The following is a 16,798-nucleotide window of genomic DNA, read 5'->3' as shown; positions in this document are numbered from 1 at the left end:
CTCTCCTGATTTCAGGCAGCAGCTTCAGGCGCGCCGAAACGAATGCGGAACCGCCTGTTCTCCTTGCCCTTCTTTTCTATCTTGGCAATGTGAATATCGCCCACTTCCTGCGTTTCGGAAACATGGGTGCCGCCGCAGGGCTGGCTGTCGATGCTGGAATTTTCGCCGATGCAGACGAGGCTGACCCGGCCAAGACCCATTGGCGGGCGCACATTCTTGGATTTGACGATGCCCGGATTGGCGGCAAGCTCCTCGTCGGTGATCCATTGCAGGAAGACGGGGTGGTTGGCTTTCACCAGCTCCATCAGCTTTGCGGTCACCTCGTCCTTGTCGATGGTCTCCGACATGTCGAAGTCGACACGCGATTCATCCTCGCCGACCGCCGCACCGGTGATCGGCCATTGGCAGACGACGGAGAGCAGGTGGCAGGCGGTGTGCATGCGCATCAGCTTGTAACGACGCGGCCAGTCCACATGCAGCGTCAGTTTTTCGCCGACCTTGGGTGAAGGTTGGCCTTCGAGCGGCACATGGACGATCACGCTCTTGTCGGCACCGTTTCTGGTGATGCCGAGTTCGATGCGCGACCCATCGGCCCGCTCGAGAAAGCCGCTATCGCCCGGCTGGCCGCCGGAGGTGGCGTAAAAGCAGGTCTGGTCTAGCTCTATGCCGCCATCCTCATGCACCGCCGTGACGATCGCTTCTGCGGTGGAAAGATAAAAATCGTCACGGAACAGGGCATTCACAGGCATTTCGGCATTTCCTTAAACGGTTTCGTAGGGAACCGGAATCTCGCTCTTGGTCGCCAGCCACTGCGGCACGGGAAGCCCCTTTGAGCGCAGGAAATCCGGATTGAAGAGCTTCGACTGATAACGATTGCCGTAGTCGCAAAGTATCGTCACGATTGTATGCCCCGGACCGAGCTCGCGGGCAAGGCGGATTGCACCGGCAATGTTGATGCCCGAAGAACCGCCGAGGCAAAGGCCTTCTTTCGTGACCAGATCAAAGAGAATGGGCAAGGCTTCCGCGTCTGCAATTCGATAGGAAAAGTCCGGGGCGAAACCTTCCAGATTGGCGGTGATGCGGCCCTGGCCGATCCCTTCCGTGATGGAAGAACCCTCGGATTTCAGGACGCCGTGCTTGTAGAATTCGTAGAGGGCGGCACCTTCAGGGTCGGCAAGGCCGATCTTGATGTCGGGATTGAAATCGCGCAGGCCATCGGCCACGCCCGCAAGCGTCCCACCCGAGCCGACTGCGCAGATGAAGCCATCCACCTTGCCGTCTGTCTGGTCCCAGATTTCCGGGGCCGTCGTCTCGATATGCGCCTGACGGTTGGCGATATTGTCGAACTGATTGGCCCAGATCGCGCCATTCTCATCGGTGGCGGCGAGCTGTTTTGCCAGCCGGCCGGAGACCTTCACGTAATTGTTGGGGTTGGAATAGGGAGCCGCAGGCACTTCGACCAGCTTTGCGCCGAGAAGTTTTAGTGCGTCCTTCTTTTCCTGACTCTGCGTCTCGGGAATGACGATGACGGTCTTGTAGCCAAGCGCATTGGCGACCAGCGACAGGCCGATGCCGGTATTGCCGGCCGTCCCTTCCACGATGGTGCCGCCTGGGCGCAACTGTCCGCGCCGTTCGGCGTCGCGGATGATGTAGAGCGCGGCGCGATCCTTCACCGACTGGCCGGGATTGAGGAATTCCGCCTTGCCGAGGATTTCGCACCCCGTCGCTTCAGAAGCAGCCTTCAGACGGATGAGCGGCGTGTTGCCGATAGCACTGAGCGCAGAGGGATGAATGGTCATGATCGAGCCTTCTTGTCTGAGCGGAAATTAGGTGCCGTTATGTCCCGTTACAACCGCTTCAAGGCAAGAAATTATCTTCCCGGCTTTGGCTTAGCCACGCAAAATTTTGCCGATACCCAGTTTTATGTGGCCTTCTTCACTGCGGCATAGGCGGCAAGCGCTCTTTCGCGCGCCTTTGCGTGGTCGACGATCGGCAGCGGATAGGTCTTCCCGAGTTCGATGCCCGCCTTTTTCAGTACATCTTTCGGCGCTTCGAACGGCTTGTGGATGTATTTGCGCTCGAGTTTTTCAAGCTCAGGCACGAAGCGGCGTACATAATCTCCATCGCCGTCGAATTTCTCTCCCTGCAATATGGGGTTGAAGATGCGGAAGAACGGCGAGGCATCCGCCCCCGAGCCCGCCACCCATTGCCAGTTGGCGGCATTGGACGCCGGGTCGGCATCGACAAGCGTATCGCGAAACCATTTCTCGCCTTTGCGCCAGTCGATCAGCAGATGTTTGATGAGGAAGGACGCCACGATCATGCGCACCCGGTTGTGCATGATGCCGTGTTGCCACAATTGTCGCATGCCGGCATCGACAATCGGGTAACCCGTCATGCCGCGCGTCCAGGCCGTGAAGGACGTCTCATCATCCCGCCAGGGAAAGGCGTCGAAACCGTCGTTCCAGTTCTTTTCGTCCAGTTCCGGGAAATGGAACAGCAGGTGGTAGCAGAATTCCCGCCAGACGATTTCCTTGCGGAAACGGCTGATATCATCGGAGGCGATATGCCGCGAAAGCCCTTTCGTGGCGTGCCAGACGGCCGCCGGCGATATTTCGCCCGTGGCAAGATGCGGTGAAAGCAGCGACGTCGCGGGTTTTGCCGGAAAATCCCGGCCTTCTTCATAACCTTTCAGGGCACCATCGATGAAATCATCGAGTTTTTCCTGCGCACCGTTTTCGCCGGGCGTCCAGATGTCACTGAAATCCTTTGCCCAGTCCGGCGTGGTGGGCAGCAGCTTCCAGTCGGCGAGTTTTTCGGACTTCGGCCAGACCTGGGGCGCCTTCAGGCTCTTTGGCGCATCCGCCGGCGCGTGTGGCTCTTCGCCGCCCTCCAGCGCCCGCCAGAAGGGCGTATAGACCCGGTAAGGCCCGCCGGATTTCGTCTGCAGCCGTGATGGCTCGTGCAGGAGATGCCCGGAAAAGCTGCGGACCGTCAGCCCGTCGTCGCGTAGCTTCTGTTTGAGCGCCTTGTCCGTGGCCATGCCGGCCGGATCATATCGGCGGTTCCAGAATATCGCGTCGGCGCCTGTTTCGGATATTAGCGCGCGCAACGTCTTTTCGGCCTCGCCGCTTAAAAGCAGAAGACGGCTGCCGGTTTTTTCCAGTGCGGCGGAAAGCGAGGCGAGCGAATGATGAAGCCACCATTCCTGTGCGCCGCCCAGCGGGCCACATGATTCTTCCCTGATATAGACGGGGATGACCGGCCCCCCGCGCTCCACGGCGGCAAGCAAGGCGAGATTGTCCGAAAGGCGCAAGTCCTTGCGGAACCAGACGATTGCGGGGGAGACTGTTGTTGACATGAAGGGTCCCGGTTCACTTCCGCTTGAACGAGTGTTGAACCGCTTTGTTCCGCAAATCGGCTACAATGAAAAGATGGGGGCGCACGGTTTCTAGGGGGTTATTTTTTCGCCCTTGAAACCGCTGATAAAGGGAACCAACTGGAGGAGCCGGCGTTTGTCGCGGGTTAATAGAGCATGGAAGTGCAATCAATGTTGCTGAATGACGTTAAGTGGGAAAAGCCCGTTACCATCTCCCTTGAAAACGGCGCTCCCCGGATTTTCAACGGCGTTTACGACGCTTTCGATTTTCTCCAGCATGAATGGCCCAAACGGGGCGACAAGGTGCATGAACAGGCGCTGCGCCTGTGCCGCGCCTCGCTGATGGGCGACGTAGCGGGAGAAATCGCCCGCACGGCCTTCGTCGCCGCCAGTCGGCAGGCGCAGTGCCTGGTGGAAGAGCCGGACAAAATCGCATCCTGAACGGATTTTCGGAACTGACGTGTAAAAGGCCACCCGCCAAAAACGGGTGGCCTTGTGTGTTGAGAGGGTGGGAACGGGGTTGTTTCGAATGTGGGATATGGCATCGTGCATACGAAAAGGCGAATGAGTGACGGCGATGAGCAACCACCACGGTTATATTGTTTTTCCCACGGCCCTCGGCCATTGCGGCCTGGCATGGGCGGGGCATGGTATCGCGCGTCTGCAATTGCCCAGCCCTGATGCCGGCGAGACAGAAAAGCTTCTCCTGAAGCGCCTGCCGTCCGCCTCTCTCGCTGTTCCGGAAACACGCACGCGTGAGGTGGTTGCAATGATCACCCGTTATTTTGGCGGCGAGGAAATCGACTTTACCACAGTCGAACTCGATCTCGCCGGGCAGGATCGTTTTTTCCTCGATGTTTACGCCGTCGCGCGGCAGATCGGCTGGGGCAACACGACGACCTATGGCGGCATCGTAAAGACGCTTGGTCTTGGTATGGAAAAGGCCCGCGATGTCGGTCAGGCCATGGCGAAAAATCCGGTGCCGCTGATCATTCCCTGTCACCGGGTGCTTGCCGCCGGCGGCAGGCTTGGCGGCTTCTCTGCGCCGGGTGGAACCACCACCAAATTGCGTATGCTGGATCTCGAAAATGCCGGCCGCAGCCGGGCCGATGAGGCGCAGGGCAGCCTGTTTTGAAGCAATGACAGATGAGCGCGCATGAATAGGCGTCTGATTTCTGCCCATTTCTCGTCAAATTGTCGCTAAATTGTCACAATACACGGGCGCCCTCTAACATAAGGGCGAAACGTTTGAAAGTATCCGCGTTAATTCTATCGGTTGCCTTGTCTTTTACAGTCGTTGCATCGGCCTCCGCCGGCATGCTGAACCAGGCAGAAAAATACACCGGGCTGCATGAGTCCAAAAATAACAAGAGCCTCAAGAACATTCTTGGCGCAAATCCACGTAGTACCCCTTGGTGCGGCCTTTTCCTGCATGCCGTCGCCAGCAAGGTCGGGCGGAAATCTCCAAAATCCTATGGGTTTGCGAAGTCCTGGAGATCCTTCGGCTATGCCGTGCCTGTCAGTCAGGCCAAGCCGGGCGATGTCGTTGTCATTCGCAACGGCCGTGGTTACCATGCCGGAATATTGAAAAGCATGAGCGGCAAGACGGCCAAGATCCTCGGCGGTAACCAGTCCGGCCGGGTGCAGGTGTCGAACTTCAATCGCAAGGCCATCGTTTCGGTCCGCCGATAAATCTCCTTGCATTTTTTGATAAAGGCGGGCTTTGACCCGCCTTTTCCTTTTTCAGGTCTAAGGCTGCTCTCTTGTGCCTGGTGCCGCGTCTCGCTGATCGTCGTCTTCCAGGTCGGTCGCCACGATAAAGGCATCCTCATGCTGCCGCGCCGCCTGCCTGCGCGCGCGAAGGCTGATCGATTCATCCGGATAGATTTCACTTTCTTTAGACTTCAGATCGCTGTCGGTTTCAAAATCCGCCACGTCTTTTTGTCGAATATCGAGAGGTTCGGGACTTTTATGCCTGGCGCCGGTCATCGGAATTCTCCTGTTGTTATCGTGGAGCAAACGATCGGCCGCCGGGGCGGTTCCTTCGATGATCGCGAAATCCGTATCTACGGCTTTCGAAGGCGGAACAAATTCTAGCTTTTTCGGGTTTTCCATGGGCAAAATAAAGCCGGTGCCACGAAAAGAGGGAGGCCGTTATGGACCATGATCGCGAAGCCGAAATCCGGGAAAGAGCCCGCGCAATATGGGAGAAAGAGGGAAGGCCGGAGGGTCATCACGAACGGCACTGGATGGAAGCGGAGCAGGAAGTCTCCAACAATGCCGGCAAGGCGAAATCTGCCAGCAAAAGCGGCGCAAAAAAATCCCCCGCCGCTAAAACGCCGGCAAAGAAAACGAAGTCACCGGCTGTAAAGTCGCTTCAGAAAGAGCAGACGGCATCTCAGATGGACAAGGACGATGATTTGACCGAAAGCCTTGAAGAAAGTTTCCCTGCGAGCGATCCGCCAGCGCTTACCGCGACAACCCGGGCCACCAAACGCGCACCGAAAAAAGCCTGAAGCCTTCAGGTATAAAAGCGCGATGCGTCTATCCGGCCGGGCGGAAAGCCATTTTACGCTCTACATTATATGTTTTGAGAGAAAATGGCTCCCCGGGCCGGATTCGAACCGGCGACCTGTCGATTAACAGTCGAATGCTCTACCGCTGAGCTACCAGGGAACGTCCACCGCTTGGCGCGGTGTGAGCGGGGTAATACAAATGCTTTTCCGATTTGCCAAGCGGTTTTTTCAAAAAAAACGCATTCCTCTTGTTTTATCTCGTCAGAGTCCCGATTTTCCGGGCTTATCGCCGATGAAAAAAATATCCACAGGCCAGATGTTAAAGGGCAGGATGGAATGAAATTCGGAATCGACCACAGAACACAGCGCCTCCATGTCGGAAAATGGAGCCTTGCCATGCCGCGTTCCCGCGTTGGCAGGATTGCGACGGGCTCGGCGCTGGTGGTGGGCGGAACGCTGGGGTTCCTGCCCGTTCTCGGATTCTGGATGATACCGCTTGGGCTCATTGTGCTTTCGCACGATCTCCCTGCGGTTCGCCGCCGGCGGCGACGGATGGCGGTGTGGTGGGCGTCGCGACACAACCGCCGCGACACTCGCAATAACGGTCGGCACTAGGTCTTATGCGCCGATGGAGCTGCTGATGCCTTGGCCGGCCCACAACGCCGCATAGGCGAGCGCGGCGAAATAAATCGATGTCAGTCCCAGGAAAAGATAGCCGCCAAGCACGGTGACGCCATCCCGCTGAATCATCCCGGCCGAAAAAAGCAGGATCGCAACGCCTGGAAGGGTGTTGGAGAAAGGAATGAAGCCAAGCGGCATCATCAGCAATACGCCCGCCGTCATCAGCGCAAGTCCGTTGATCCGGTTGGCGATGATGCCCGTCGTCAGCGCGGGAATGCGCGGGCGGATGAAAGCATCGAGCTTGGAGACAATGGCGATACCTTTTTGAAGTGCCGGGACGAGCTTTGCCGTCTCCATCTTCCGGTCAAGGATTTTCGCCGGCAGCCATGGCAGGCGGTTGAGGGTAATTGCCAGGCTGACAAGGATGATCGCCGCGCCAAAGACGGTGCTGACGCCGGGAATGGAAACCGGAATGAGAAAGGGCAGGGAAGCGATAGCGCAGATGAGCAACAGGCCCTGTTCGCCGATCGCTTCCATCAACTCGCGCAACGTAATCGTCTGGCCCTGCAATTTTCCTATCAGCTTCTCAAGCGTCGTGCTGAGCTTTTCAGACGTATCAGTGAATGCGAATTCGTTCGTCATGCGTCGTCCCGGAAGTTGATTTAACTCCGGGATTGATACCATTCATCCTGCCCGATGCCTATCGCTGATAGAAACGAGCCTCTTCACATTTGGTCGTGCGGTTTCGCCCTGTTTAGTGCGAAACCCAGCTGCTGTATGCGCCTGCAAGAAGAACGACCAGCAGAATGACAAGTATGACCGGATTAATCGATGTAACGAAGTTTACATAGTCCATGATAACTTCCTCCTCTTTCCGCCATTGCTATTCTACAGCAAAAAGGCGAGTTCATCTACCGTAGGATGAAATTTTGCATTGCAACAACCGGCCTTCGGAATAGGCCGGAAATGCGCGTCTTTATGATTTTTTGCGATGCAAAAATAAATCTTCCAACATTTGCCATTCTCTTGCGTTGTCTCTAATCCTCATTCAGGGTTCGGTTCTCCGCCCTCCGGCAGCTGTCGGTAAACCGCATGAATCACCGCCGATATGCCTTGGCTCCTGCCTGCCTTCACTCCGCAACACTCTTCCCGGAGAAACCACATGCTGAAAAACATCTATGCCTGGACGATGGCGCTCGCCGCGCGTAAAACCGCCGTGTGGTGGCTGGCAATCGTGGCTTTCGTGGAAAGCTCCGTCTTCGTCGTGCCTGCGGATGTGCTTTTCCTACCCATGGTGCTGGCAAAGCCGAAAAAGGCGATGTTTTATGCGCTCGTGGCAACTGTCGCCTCGGTTCTCGGCGGTATCGCCGGCTGGTTCCTCGGTCATTATGCCTTTGAGAGCATCGCCCGGCCCATTCTCGAATTTTACGGCAAGCTCGACAGCTTCGAGCATCTGAAGAACTCGGTGGACTACGAAACCATCGTTCTCCTGCTGGTGACATCAGGGCTCGCGCATCTGCCGCCGATCAAGGTCGTGACGATCCTTTCCGGCGCGGCCAATATCAGCCTTGGCCTGTTCATTCTTTCTGCCGTCGTCACGCGCGGCGCGCGCTTTTTCATCCTTGCCGGATTGCTGCAGAAATACGGGGAATCGGTACGTCATTTTATTGAGAAACGCCTTGGCGCCATCACTGCGGCGGCGGCCGCCGCACTCATCGCGGTCTATGCAGTTTACGTTTTCGTGCGTTGATCAAGCGCAATTTTTCTACTCTTACAATACTGTCGCAGAACTTTCAGCTTACTGTCAGAATCCACCTGTATCGGTTCTCTCGTCGAATAGGGGAACCGTTTTATTATGCGAAGATTCTGGAAGTGCTCGCTTTGGGGCATGGGTTTTGCTGTGCTTGCCGCAGGCTGTTATCTCTACGCTATTCAGCTTCTGGGCAATTTTCACGAGGTTGTCGCAGGGCAGCTTTATCGCTCCAATCAGCCGAGCAATGAGCAGCTCGTCCGCTATACCAAAGATCACGGTATCAGGACGGTCATCAATCTGCGCGGCGCGAACGAATCCAAGGCCTGGTATCGCGATGAGGTCGAAACCGCCCGCGATCTCGGACTTAATCATATCGATTTTGGCATGTCGGCAAGCCAGGAGCTCGATATGAACAGGGTCAACGAACTGGTCGCCATCATGCGCGATGCGCCGAAGCCCATTCTCATTCATTGCAAGGCCGGTGCGGACAGGACAGGCCTCGCCACCGCGCTCTATCTCAGCCGCGTGGCAAAGCTTGACGAGGAACAGGCGGAAAGCCAGCTTTCCTTCCGCTTCGGCCATATCGGCATTCCCTATCTGTCGCAAACCTACGCCATGGACCGGACCTGGGAAAACGCGGAAAAGATGCCCGTCGTCGACGATTTCGCCATCGCCTCTAACGAATATTGAATGTGTAAATGGCAGGCGACGCAGGCAAGGATGCCGGGCCGCCTGTTTCCGGTCTCCGTTCAGTTATTAAGCAGCCTATGACTCATCCCTTCGCCTTGGCAGCATCGGGACAAAATGGCGGGGGCGCGACGCCTTAGGTCCAATCGTCCCCCAGAGCACGTCCGGTTTAAGCGGAATCTGTGGACGTGCTCTCCCTTTTTGTTTTCACGCATTTCCGGACGTAAAACCGCTTCGCACTTTTACGGGAAATGCTCGAGCTCGCCGCATGTATCGTCGCGTCCAAAAGAGGCTGGCGAAGACGATTCTAATCGCGTCCGATATCCGGCGTCCATCCGCGCGTATATCCCTTTCCCATAATGGCGACCGCCAGGGAAAGCTGTTCCTGTAGATGCTCGATTTCGCCGAGAAGGGCTTCGACAGCCGCTTTCGCATCGCCGTCGTGACACTGGATGACATAGCCCGCTATGTCGTCAGGCCGTATGGGGGTGATTTTTCCAGCGTTGGACATATCGGATGACCTCTCTTTTGTTCACTAAATGTTCTAATTTTAGCGAGGAGTCAACAACGGAGAGTCGACAAGGCAGTAGGGATTGCCCTGCGGTGGTCAGCGGCTTTACAGTGAAGACTGTATTTTCAAAAACTATGCGGAGAATGTTCTCCCTCACCACAATGGTCGCAGTACGGGATTTTTCCCCGGACCCCCAACGGTCCGGCGTCGAGCATTCGAACGTTAGTGGATGGACGGATCCTCGCCATCCAGAAAGCTGCGAATCCCGTCCTTCTCACACGTTGCCAGGAATTCTTCCCAGGCATCTTTATCGGTCGCGAAGGGTTCGTCCCAGGTGGTAACATCGTCATGCTCGCTGATGACTTCGAGCGTCCAATCCTGCTGGGTGCCGGCGGGCCGGTAGATATCAACCAAAACCGTGACGCCGTCGTCTTCAAACTCGCCCGAGAATTCCGAGTGTTCTATTTTCGTTTTTTTGGCCATCTAGGCGCACCTCATTCTCAGGCCTGGACAAATGTATAGCCGAATCCGGTCTTTTAAATTCGCGCATGGCGCGGGTTACCAGATGGCTGAAACAAATATAGCCAGCTCTGGGGGAACTGGCTATCTATCTGATTTTAATGGTCGGAGCGGCGGGATTCGAACCCACGACCCCTTGACCCCCAGTCAAGTGCGCTACCGGGCTGCGCTACGCTCCGAACCTGAAAGCCGTTTATATATAAGCCTGTTAGGGCGCAAGCGGAAAATGGTCTTTTCATAAAAAAAGGAGCAAAGGATGTGGATGGTGTAGAAGGGCTGAAGCAGTCCGGACGGGCGGTCGTCAAACGCATGACACATCCTCTTTCCATCATTGCCGGAACAAGCCGCCCGCTTCGGCGTTCAATCGCAGCGGAATTGAAACTCAGGGAGACGAACTATGTCTGAACTTGTCGTTGTTGGTTTTGACGGAACGGAAGTGGCCGACAGGGTGCTTCTGAAGCTTGCTGGCCTGAAAAAGGAATATCTGGTCGATCTGGAAGATGCCGTGGTTGTCGTTCGCGATGAAGACGGCAAGGTGCATCTGAAGCAGAGCGTCAATCTGACGGCGATAGGTGCAAGCTCCGGTTTCCTGTCCGGCGGCCTCTGGGGCGGCCTTGTCGGCCTGCTGTTCCTCAACCCGCTGGCGGGATTTGCCATCGGCGGCGCGATCGGTGCGGGCACGGGCGCTCTTGCGGGTTCGCTGACGGATTTCGGTATCGATGACGATTTCATCAAATCGCTCGGCGAGACCATTCCCAATGGTTCTTCGGCGCTGTTCGTGCTGATCCGCAAGGTGCAGCCGGAAAAGGTACTGGCGGAATTCGAAGGCCTGCGCGGACGGGTCATCAAGACGTCGCTGTCGCCGGCGCAGGAAGCGCAGTTACAAAAGGCGCTTTCCGGCGGAGCCGAACCGGCTGCCGCGCCTGCCGCCTGAACGGGCGTTGAAAGCGAGGCTGCGGCATGTTCCATGGCGCAGCCATCCGGGAATGCGGCTTACACGGTCAAAGTGCCGTTTTTCGCCTGTGGCCAGGTGAGATAATAATAGCGGCTGCCGACGCTGCCGAAAAACGCGTTGTCGCCAGAGATAGTATCGACATAGGCGCCGGTTTCGCTTCTCGCATAGGTCGAGCCGTCGCGTTTGAGATGGTCTTTCAGAAAGTCGCTCCATCCCGTCATGGCGATATTCATAGCAGGGCCGGAAGTGGTTTTTGTATCTGCGGCCACGTCCCAAGCTTTGACCTGCGCGCTTTCGGCAGGATCGGAGACGGTCAGCGTGCCGGCCGTCAAAGCCTCCAGCATGGCCTTGGCCTGCGAAGCCTTGTCCGGATCCGCGGTCAGTTCTTCCAGCGTCTCCTTCAACGCCTTCATGAAATCGGCCTTGGTAATATCGCCGGAAGAAAGCCGGGTATCCGTGTCGTCGGTCTGCGTATCCTCGTTCGAGGTCTGGGCATATTGCGCCAGAAGCTGCGTGAGCCTGGTATTGGTGGACGAGGAGGAGTTGGTGGTGTCGAGCCCGTAGGAACCGAGCAGAGACGTCCGAGTCGAGGATGAGGACGTGACGGCGGGATTGTCTTCCTGCTCCTTGATGGCCTTGAGGGCCATTCTGGTTGCGGTGAGGCGTGTGGACAGGTCGATGGAGGAGACCATTGCGCTAGCTGTTTCCTTGATCGGGCGATACGCATCATTCGTACCGAACCGGCTCGGCGGGCATCGATCCCGCCTTTCGTCTCCTCTCATAAGAAGACCGGGCGAATCCTGGCCGCGTTCGGCTTGGGATGCACCCGGTCTTAATGGCTGGACTTTGCGCGACGCTTGCGGATCAGTTCTCCTGAACGGAGACGCCGTTCGGGCCGATGTTCATCTCGATTCCCTTCGGCTTGCTTTCCTCGTGCCAGACATAGATGCCGAGACCGGCAATGACCACGATGAGGGCGCCGATAATGAGATAGAGATTATTGGTCTGCGTCATAAAATGTCTCCCCGTTTGACAATCGGAATCGGGGGCTAAACGCATGAAATGGTGTAAGGTTCCGTAAGGGTAGGTCTTTACGCAGCGCGTGCGCGGCGGCGCAGGCTTTCACGTTTCTCCAGCGCCATGCACCCCCACAATATGCCGAGCAGCAGGAAGAAATGCCGCCAGTGGTCGGTATCGATGACGGCGCCGATCATCACATGTCCCACGAAAGTAACCCAGGAAATGATGAGGAACGGCTGCCAGGGGCGTGGCCGCAGCAGATGCCTGAAACCGGCGGCAACGGTCCAGCAGATCAACACGAGATAGATCACGAAACCGAACCAGCCATGCGTCGTCAGGCTCTTCAGCCAGATATTATGTTCGGCAGCGGGAAAGATATTGTCGAACACCATCGGGCCAATGCCGAGGGGATGATCCATTGCGAGCAGGAAGCCGAGATAGTGGCGGGCAAAACGGCCGAGATGCCCACCATCATAGGATTGCACCGCAGAGGCGCGGCTAAGGAACAGATCGGACACCTGTTTGAACTGCAGCGCAATGATAATAGCCGCGACCATGAGGCCCGCGGCGACGAGAAACAACACGAGTATCTTCAGACGGAAGGCGGCCGTTCGTTCTTTCAGCAGCATGACGAAAACGAGGAGGATGGTGGAAAACAGAAACAAACCCCAGGCCGCGCGCGAGAATGACAGAAAAATGCCGAGCGACAGGATGAGTAGCCCGACGATCCGTAAAGGCGCATGCATCGCCTTGCCGGTGAGGAGGCCGTAGATCAGATAAAGCGACGGGGTCACCAGAAAGGGGCCGAAAACATTCGGGTCCTGAAATGCGCCCTTGGCGCGGTCGTAGAGGGTGAAGACCTCGAAACCCGGAATGGCGTGGAAATATCCGATGATGCCGAGCAGGGCGGTGATCAGCGCCGCTGCAAGCCAGGCCCGGAAAATCAAAAGCAGCCGCTGGTATTTGTCCTCGATGATCGCCGCGTAAAAAACCGATGTCAGCGCCAGAAAGGTCGAGACGGCGAGATAAAGCGGTCCCTCATCCAGATCGGCCATGGTGGTGAGCGAAAGATAACCGCCGACATTGAAGGCAAGCAGCAGGCACAGAAGCAGGACGACGGTGCGCGAAAGGCGAAGGCCGAGCAGGAACCAGAGCGCCACCTGTCCCACCATCATCAACTCATAAGGCGCCGGCTCGGAGATGACGAAGCCGGAAAGGAACACGCCAAACGCGATGAAGAACGCACCGATGAGCCGCATGGTGGCCAAAGGTGCGTCAAAACCCGCCGCGTGCTGGTAACCGGTGTGGGTCAATAGGCGTTTTCCGATTTCAGCAGCCGTATCGGCGTGAGGAACAGAATCTTCAAATCGAGAAACAGCGACCAGTTCTCGATGTAATAGAGATCATATTCGGTCCGGAATTTGATCTTGTCGCCATGGTCGATCTCGCCGCGCCAGCCGTTGATCTGCGCCCAGCCGGTGACGCCGGGCTTTACCTTGTGGCGTGCGAAATAGTGCTCCACCACCTCGGTATATTTCAAGTCGCCCGTCTGGGCGTGAACGGCATGCGGGCGCGGCCCGACGAGCGAAAGATCGCCGTAAAGAACGTTGAAAAGCTGCGGCAATTCGTCCATCGAGGATTTGCGCAGGAAGCGGCCGACGGGCGTCACGCGCGGATCGTTCTTTGTCACGGCCTTTTTCGCGGTCGGGTCGGCGAGCTCCGTATACATGGAACGGAACTTCCAGACATTGATCGTCTCATTGTTGAAGCCGTGGCGCTTCTGCTTGAAGAGGATCGGGCCTTTCGAGGTGGTTTTCACGGCAATTCCCGCCCCCACCATCACCGGCCATAAGAGGGCGATGCCGATGAGGCTGAAGGTGATGTCGAACACCCGTTTCGCCACCGAATCCCAGTCGCGGATCGGCTTGTCGAACACATCGAGCATTGGCACCTTGCCGACATGGGAATAGGCACGGGGGCGGAAACGCAATTTATTGGCATGCGCCGCAATGCGGATATCGACCGGCAGCACCCAAAGTTTGCGCAGAAGCTGGAGAATGCGCGCCTCGGCGCTGAGCGGCAGGGCGATGATCAGCATGTCCAGCTTCGTCAGGCGGGCGAACTCCACCAGCTCCGCAAAGGTTCCGAGTTTGGGATAACCGGCGACAACTTCGGGGGAGCGGGCGCTTTTCCGGTCATCGAAGATGCCGCAGATGCGTATATCGTTGTCGGACTGCTGCTCCAGCGAGCGGATAAGGTCCTTGGCGGTATCGCCGCCGCCAACGATGACGGCGCGGCGTTCCATGACGCCGTTGCGGCCCCAATGACGAATGGCGAAACCGAGGATCAGCCGCCCGGCGAAGATCGCGACCGCAGCCGTTGCATACCAGACGCCAAAGGCTTGCCAGGAATGCAGCGCATCGGGAAAGAAAAGGAGAAGGAAACAGGCAATTCCCACGAAGGAGAGGCACACCGCGCCCTGAATGCGGGCGAACATCTTCAGCGGCGTGCGCAGCGTCGGAAGCTGATAGCAGTCACCGGCCTGCAACAGAAACACGCAGAGCGCCGCCCCCAATACGCCGCCGCCGAAAACCGACAGAAAGGTTTCGAGACCGCGATCGGCCGCGATGCCGTTGACGATGGCGGCGATGACGACGAGCATCGTGAATTCCAGAAGCCGCAATTGCCCGATCACCATATTGGGCGAATGGTTGCCGGCGCGAAGCTGGTTGGCGATCTGCCGTGCAAGCGGATTGAGAACGACCGTTTCGGACGCCGAAGACCCGCCGGCTTCATGGTCAGAGAGTTTCTTGCGCAATGACGCCAGATCGAATTGCATTCTGTCCTTGTCAGTCTTGGTCATTGCCTTGGTCCGCACCCTCCAGCACATCGGCCTGAAAATCGCATTGAATTTTCGAACGGAACGATGCGCAACCTCAAAGTGGCAGAGCGCCTTTTATGCATCCGAATGGGCGCACGCGCTCTACGAGCAGGAAACTAGCCGAAACATGCTAAGAAACGTTTATGATGATTTTCTACAGGATGGCCGGAATATACAATTAAAAATCGTGTTTTTGAAATGACTATCAGGTGGATAACAGGTCGCGATAGAGTTTCATCATCTCATCCGCCATGACCGGGGTTGAAAATTTCGCTTTGAAGCTGTCGGGACGAGGCATGATCCGCTGCGCCCAGTCGGCGTCCTCGGCATCCTTGACCATGATCCGCGCCAGCGCGTCGGCGTCACCAGCCGGTACGAGCGCTTCGCTGTCTTCTCCGAGGACTTCGGGAATGCCACCGACATGTGAGGCAATGACCGTCTTTCCCGACGCAAGCGCTTCAAGCACGATATAGGGCATGGCTTCGGCGCGCGAAGGCACCACCACCGTCGTCGCCAGTTCGAAGGCCTGTCTGGCGGGCATGGCCGCATGCATGGAAATACGCCGGGAAAGCCCAGCCTTGTCGATCATCGCCGCATATTTGTCCCTGTCCGGTCCGTCGCCGACAATCACGCCGGACATGGGCTTGCCGAGACTCCGTTCCATCTTTGCAAATGCCGTGATGAAGACATCCGGCCCCTTGAGGTCGCGCAACATGCCGATATAGAGAAAACGGGCTGCGTCTTCGCGCGCGGGTACGGTTTCGAACTCGCTTTCCTGAACGCCGTTATAGATCATCGCGGTGCGGGTGCGCGGCCTGCCGACCTTGGCTTCATACGTCGCCTGCTCGAAATTGCAGACGAAACAGAGCGCATCGGTGAAATGTTCCTGGAACCGCTCCAGCCGCAGGAAGAGCTGCCCTTTGAGGCTGTTTCTGGCGTAATGCAGGCTGCCGCCATGCGGTGAATAGAGGCGGGCTACGCGATACCTGTTCGCCCGCAGGAGTGAGCCGATCAGCCGGGCAAGAGCGCCACCCTTGGCGCTGTGTCCGTGCAGAATGTCCGGCCGCAAACTTTTGATGTGCTTGTAGGATTTCCACAGCGCCATGAGGTCGCCGGGGCTGATGGACCGCCTGATGGGCAGGCGGGTGAGGCCGAGTTCCAGCATCGGGGTGATCTGTGCGAAAAGCCGCTCCTCATGCGCGCCGCCGGTGGAACTGTCGCAAACGATGCCAACCTTGTGGCCCTGCTTCACATGTTCTTCGATGAGGTCGCGCACATGGCGGAAAACACCGCCCACCGGGGAGCGGAAGCAATGAATGATACGCAGGGGAGGGCCGTCATCCGACACGTGCGCCACTCCGTTCTTAGAAGAAGCGTTCACGCACATAGACGGTATCACCCGCCAGAATGGGCGCGGTGATCCCGATCCGACCGGTCATCACCTCGGCGTTGATCTTGCGGGTAATGTCGACATCGGCCTGATTAGCGCGCGGAGTAAAGCCGCCGGCAATGGCTATGGCGTTTTGCGCGGTCATGCCCGGCACATAGGAATATTGGCCGGGACGACCGACTTCGCCCATGATGAAGACCGGGCGATAACGGTCGATCTCGATCGTCACGTCTGGATCGCGAAGGTAACCCTGCCGCAGTTTGGCGGCTATGGCGGCTTCGAGCTGCGGCAGCGTCTTGCCGCGTGCGGGAACCTGACCGACGAGCGGGAAGGCGACATAACCGGCCTGGTCGACCGTATAGGTGTTGGTCAACCCGGCCTGCTCGAACACGTTGATGCGCAGCCTGTCGCCGCTATCGACATGATAGGGTTGCAGCGCAGCCTCGTTAAAGGACCTCGGCGCGGGTTGATATGCCGCGCAGCCGGAAAGGGCCGTCAAAACGGCGAGCGTCAGTGCGGTGACATGTCGTGATCCGGCGAGCGGCATCTCATCTGGCTCCGAGTCG

At 57.4% G+C, this 16,798-nt stretch carries 21 protein-coding genes and 2 tRNA genes; 8 read left to right on the top strand and 15 right to left on the bottom strand.

Annotated features, from left to right (window positions below; translation table 11 throughout):
• Positions 1-11: 11 nt before the first annotated feature.
• The 3 genes from O9X91_RS14315 to O9X91_RS14305 all read right to left on the bottom strand — a co-directional run bounded on the left by O9X91_RS14315 (position 12) and on the right by O9X91_RS14305 (position 3,361).
• Complete coding sequence (locus O9X91_RS14315; protein ID WP_269824234.1) at positions 12-749, bottom strand: alanyl-tRNA editing protein; 738 nt, start codon at positions 747-749, stop codon at positions 12-14.
• A 12-nt stretch (positions 750-761) separates the two neighbouring features.
• A complete protein-coding gene (locus tag O9X91_RS14310; RefSeq protein ID WP_191217783.1) occupies positions 762-1,799 on the bottom strand; it encodes a cysteine synthase A in 1,038 nt (345 codons plus the stop codon).
• A gap of 122 nt (positions 1,800-1,921) precedes the next feature.
• Entirely contained in the window at positions 1,922-3,361 is a 1,440-nt protein-coding gene (locus O9X91_RS14305; protein WP_269833223.1) for a cryptochrome/photolyase family protein, read from the bottom strand.
• Between the two features lie 189 nt (positions 3,362-3,550).
• Here O9X91_RS14305 and O9X91_RS14300 point away from each other — a divergent pair, with 189 nt between their 5' ends.
• The 3 genes from O9X91_RS14300 (at position 3,551) to O9X91_RS14290 (ending at position 5,071) form a co-directional block, all read left to right on the top strand.
• A complete protein-coding gene (locus O9X91_RS14300) occupies positions 3,551-3,820 on the top strand; it encodes a DUF982 domain-containing protein (RefSeq protein ID WP_162520436.1) in 270 nt (89 codons plus the stop codon).
• Between the two features lie 136 nt (positions 3,821-3,956).
• On the top strand, positions 3,957-4,514 hold the full coding sequence (locus tag O9X91_RS14295; RefSeq protein ID WP_142912573.1) for a methylated-DNA--[protein]-cysteine S-methyltransferase: 558 nt from the start codon (positions 3,957-3,959) through the stop codon (positions 4,512-4,514).
• Positions 4,515-4,627: 113 nt separating this feature from the next.
• Complete coding sequence (locus O9X91_RS14290; RefSeq protein WP_077982484.1) at positions 4,628-5,071, top strand: TIGR02594 family protein; 444 nt, start codon at positions 4,628-4,630, stop codon at positions 5,069-5,071.
• Positions 5,072-5,128: 57 nt separating this feature from the next.
• Here the strand turns inward: O9X91_RS14290 and O9X91_RS14285 are convergent, their stop codons facing one another.
• Positions 5,129-5,368 carry a hypothetical protein gene (locus O9X91_RS14285; RefSeq protein WP_142912643.1) on the bottom strand — a complete coding sequence of 80 codons (240 nt, stop codon included), beginning with the start codon at positions 5,366-5,368 and terminating at the stop codon, positions 5,129-5,131.
• Positions 5,369-5,535: 167 nt separating this feature from the next.
• Here O9X91_RS14285 and O9X91_RS14280 point away from each other — a divergent pair, with 167 nt between their 5' ends.
• On the top strand, positions 5,536-5,895 hold the full coding sequence (locus tag O9X91_RS14280; protein ID WP_142912574.1) for a DUF2934 domain-containing protein: 360 nt from the start codon (positions 5,536-5,538) through the stop codon (positions 5,893-5,895).
• An 85-nt stretch (positions 5,896-5,980) separates the two neighbouring features.
• Here the strand turns inward: O9X91_RS14280 and O9X91_RS14275 are convergent.
• Positions 5,981-6,055, bottom strand: a tRNA-Asn gene (locus O9X91_RS14275).
• Between the two features lie 176 nt (positions 6,056-6,231).
• On the opposite strand from O9X91_RS14275, the gene O9X91_RS14270 reads away from it, so the two are divergent.
• On the top strand, positions 6,232-6,510 hold the full coding sequence (locus O9X91_RS14270) for a hypothetical protein (protein WP_142912575.1): 279 nt from the start codon (positions 6,232-6,234) through the stop codon (positions 6,508-6,510).
• A 3-nt stretch (positions 6,511-6,513) separates the two neighbouring features.
• Here O9X91_RS14270 and O9X91_RS14265 read toward each other — a convergent pair whose 3' ends face one another.
• The gene (locus tag O9X91_RS14265) at positions 6,514-7,158 is read right to left on the bottom strand and encodes an exopolysaccharide biosynthesis protein (protein WP_077982481.1); all 645 of its coding nucleotides are present in this window, start codon (positions 7,156-7,158) and stop codon (positions 6,514-6,516) included.
• A 520-nt stretch (positions 7,159-7,678) separates the two neighbouring features.
• Here O9X91_RS14265 and O9X91_RS14260 point away from each other — a divergent pair.
• On the top strand, positions 7,679-8,266 hold the full coding sequence (locus tag O9X91_RS14260; RefSeq protein ID WP_077982480.1) for a YqaA family protein: 588 nt from the start codon (positions 7,679-7,681) through the stop codon (positions 8,264-8,266).
• A 138-nt stretch (positions 8,267-8,404) separates the two neighbouring features.
• Positions 8,405-8,959, top strand: a complete 555-nt coding sequence (locus O9X91_RS14255; protein WP_162520445.1) for a dual specificity protein phosphatase family protein — start codon at positions 8,405-8,407, stop codon at positions 8,957-8,959.
• Positions 8,960-9,263: 304 nt separating this feature from the next.
• On the opposite strand, the gene O9X91_RS14250 is transcribed toward O9X91_RS14255, so the two are convergent.
• The 3 genes from O9X91_RS14250 to O9X91_RS14240 all read right to left on the bottom strand — a co-directional run bounded on the left by O9X91_RS14250 (position 9,264) and on the right by O9X91_RS14240 (position 10,165).
• Complete coding sequence (locus O9X91_RS14250) at positions 9,264-9,467, bottom strand: hypothetical protein (protein WP_077982478.1); 204 nt, start codon at positions 9,465-9,467, stop codon at positions 9,264-9,266.
• Positions 9,468-9,689: 222 nt separating this feature from the next.
• Positions 9,690-9,950: a hypothetical protein gene (locus O9X91_RS14245; protein WP_077982477.1), complete on the bottom strand. Its 261-nt coding sequence runs from the start codon at positions 9,948-9,950 to the stop codon at positions 9,690-9,692.
• Between the two features lie 138 nt (positions 9,951-10,088).
• Positions 10,089-10,165 (bottom strand) — tRNA-Pro (locus O9X91_RS14240).
• Positions 10,166-10,383: 218 nt separating this feature from the next.
• On the opposite strand from O9X91_RS14240, the gene O9X91_RS14235 reads away from it, so the two are divergent.
• A complete protein-coding gene (locus tag O9X91_RS14235; protein ID WP_142912597.1) occupies positions 10,384-10,920 on the top strand; it encodes a DUF1269 domain-containing protein in 537 nt (178 codons plus the stop codon).
• A gap of 59 nt (positions 10,921-10,979) precedes the next feature.
• Here O9X91_RS14235 and O9X91_RS14230 read toward each other — a convergent pair whose 3' ends face one another.
• From O9X91_RS14230 to uppC, 6 genes are all read right to left on the bottom strand, one after another.
• Positions 10,980-11,633: a hypothetical protein gene (locus O9X91_RS14230; RefSeq protein WP_269833224.1), complete on the bottom strand. Its 654-nt coding sequence runs from the start codon at positions 11,631-11,633 to the stop codon at positions 10,980-10,982.
• 172 nt (positions 11,634-11,805) lie between these two features.
• A complete protein-coding gene (locus O9X91_RS14225; RefSeq protein ID WP_003521552.1) occupies positions 11,806-11,955 on the bottom strand; it encodes a hypothetical protein in 150 nt (49 codons plus the stop codon).
• 77 nt (positions 11,956-12,032) lie between these two features.
• Positions 12,033-13,274 carry a polysaccharide biosynthesis O-antigen ligase family protein UppF gene (gene uppF, locus O9X91_RS14220; RefSeq protein WP_142912599.1) on the bottom strand — a complete coding sequence of 414 codons (1,242 nt, stop codon included), beginning with the start codon at positions 13,272-13,274 and terminating at the stop codon, positions 12,033-12,035.
• Positions 13,271-14,824 (bottom strand): polysaccharide biosynthesis glycosyltransferase UppE, encoded by a 1,554-nt coding sequence (gene uppE / locus O9X91_RS14215; protein ID WP_137410175.1) that lies wholly within the window; start codon positions 14,822-14,824, stop codon positions 13,271-13,273. Before uppE ends, uppF begins: the two co-directional genes overlap by 4 nt.
• 223 nt (positions 14,825-15,047) lie before the next feature.
• Positions 15,048-16,190 (bottom strand): polysaccharide biosynthesis type 4 glycosyltransferase UppD, encoded by a 1,143-nt coding sequence (gene uppD / locus O9X91_RS14210; protein WP_162520438.1) that lies wholly within the window; start codon positions 16,188-16,190, stop codon positions 15,048-15,050.
• A gap of 16 nt (positions 16,191-16,206) precedes the next feature.
• Entirely contained in the window at positions 16,207-16,779 is a 573-nt protein-coding gene (gene uppC / locus O9X91_RS14205; RefSeq protein WP_080790905.1) for a polysaccharide export protein UppC, read from the bottom strand.
• Positions 16,780-16,798 lie beyond the last annotated feature (19 nt).

The organism is Agrobacterium salinitolerans, from assembly GCF_027498475.1.
In the GTDB taxonomy this organism is placed as follows: domain Bacteria; phylum Pseudomonadota; class Alphaproteobacteria; order Rhizobiales; family Rhizobiaceae; genus Agrobacterium; species Agrobacterium salinitolerans.
The sequence above is the reverse complement of the archived record's forward strand: the minus strand, read 5'-3'. Positions and strand labels throughout refer to the sequence as shown.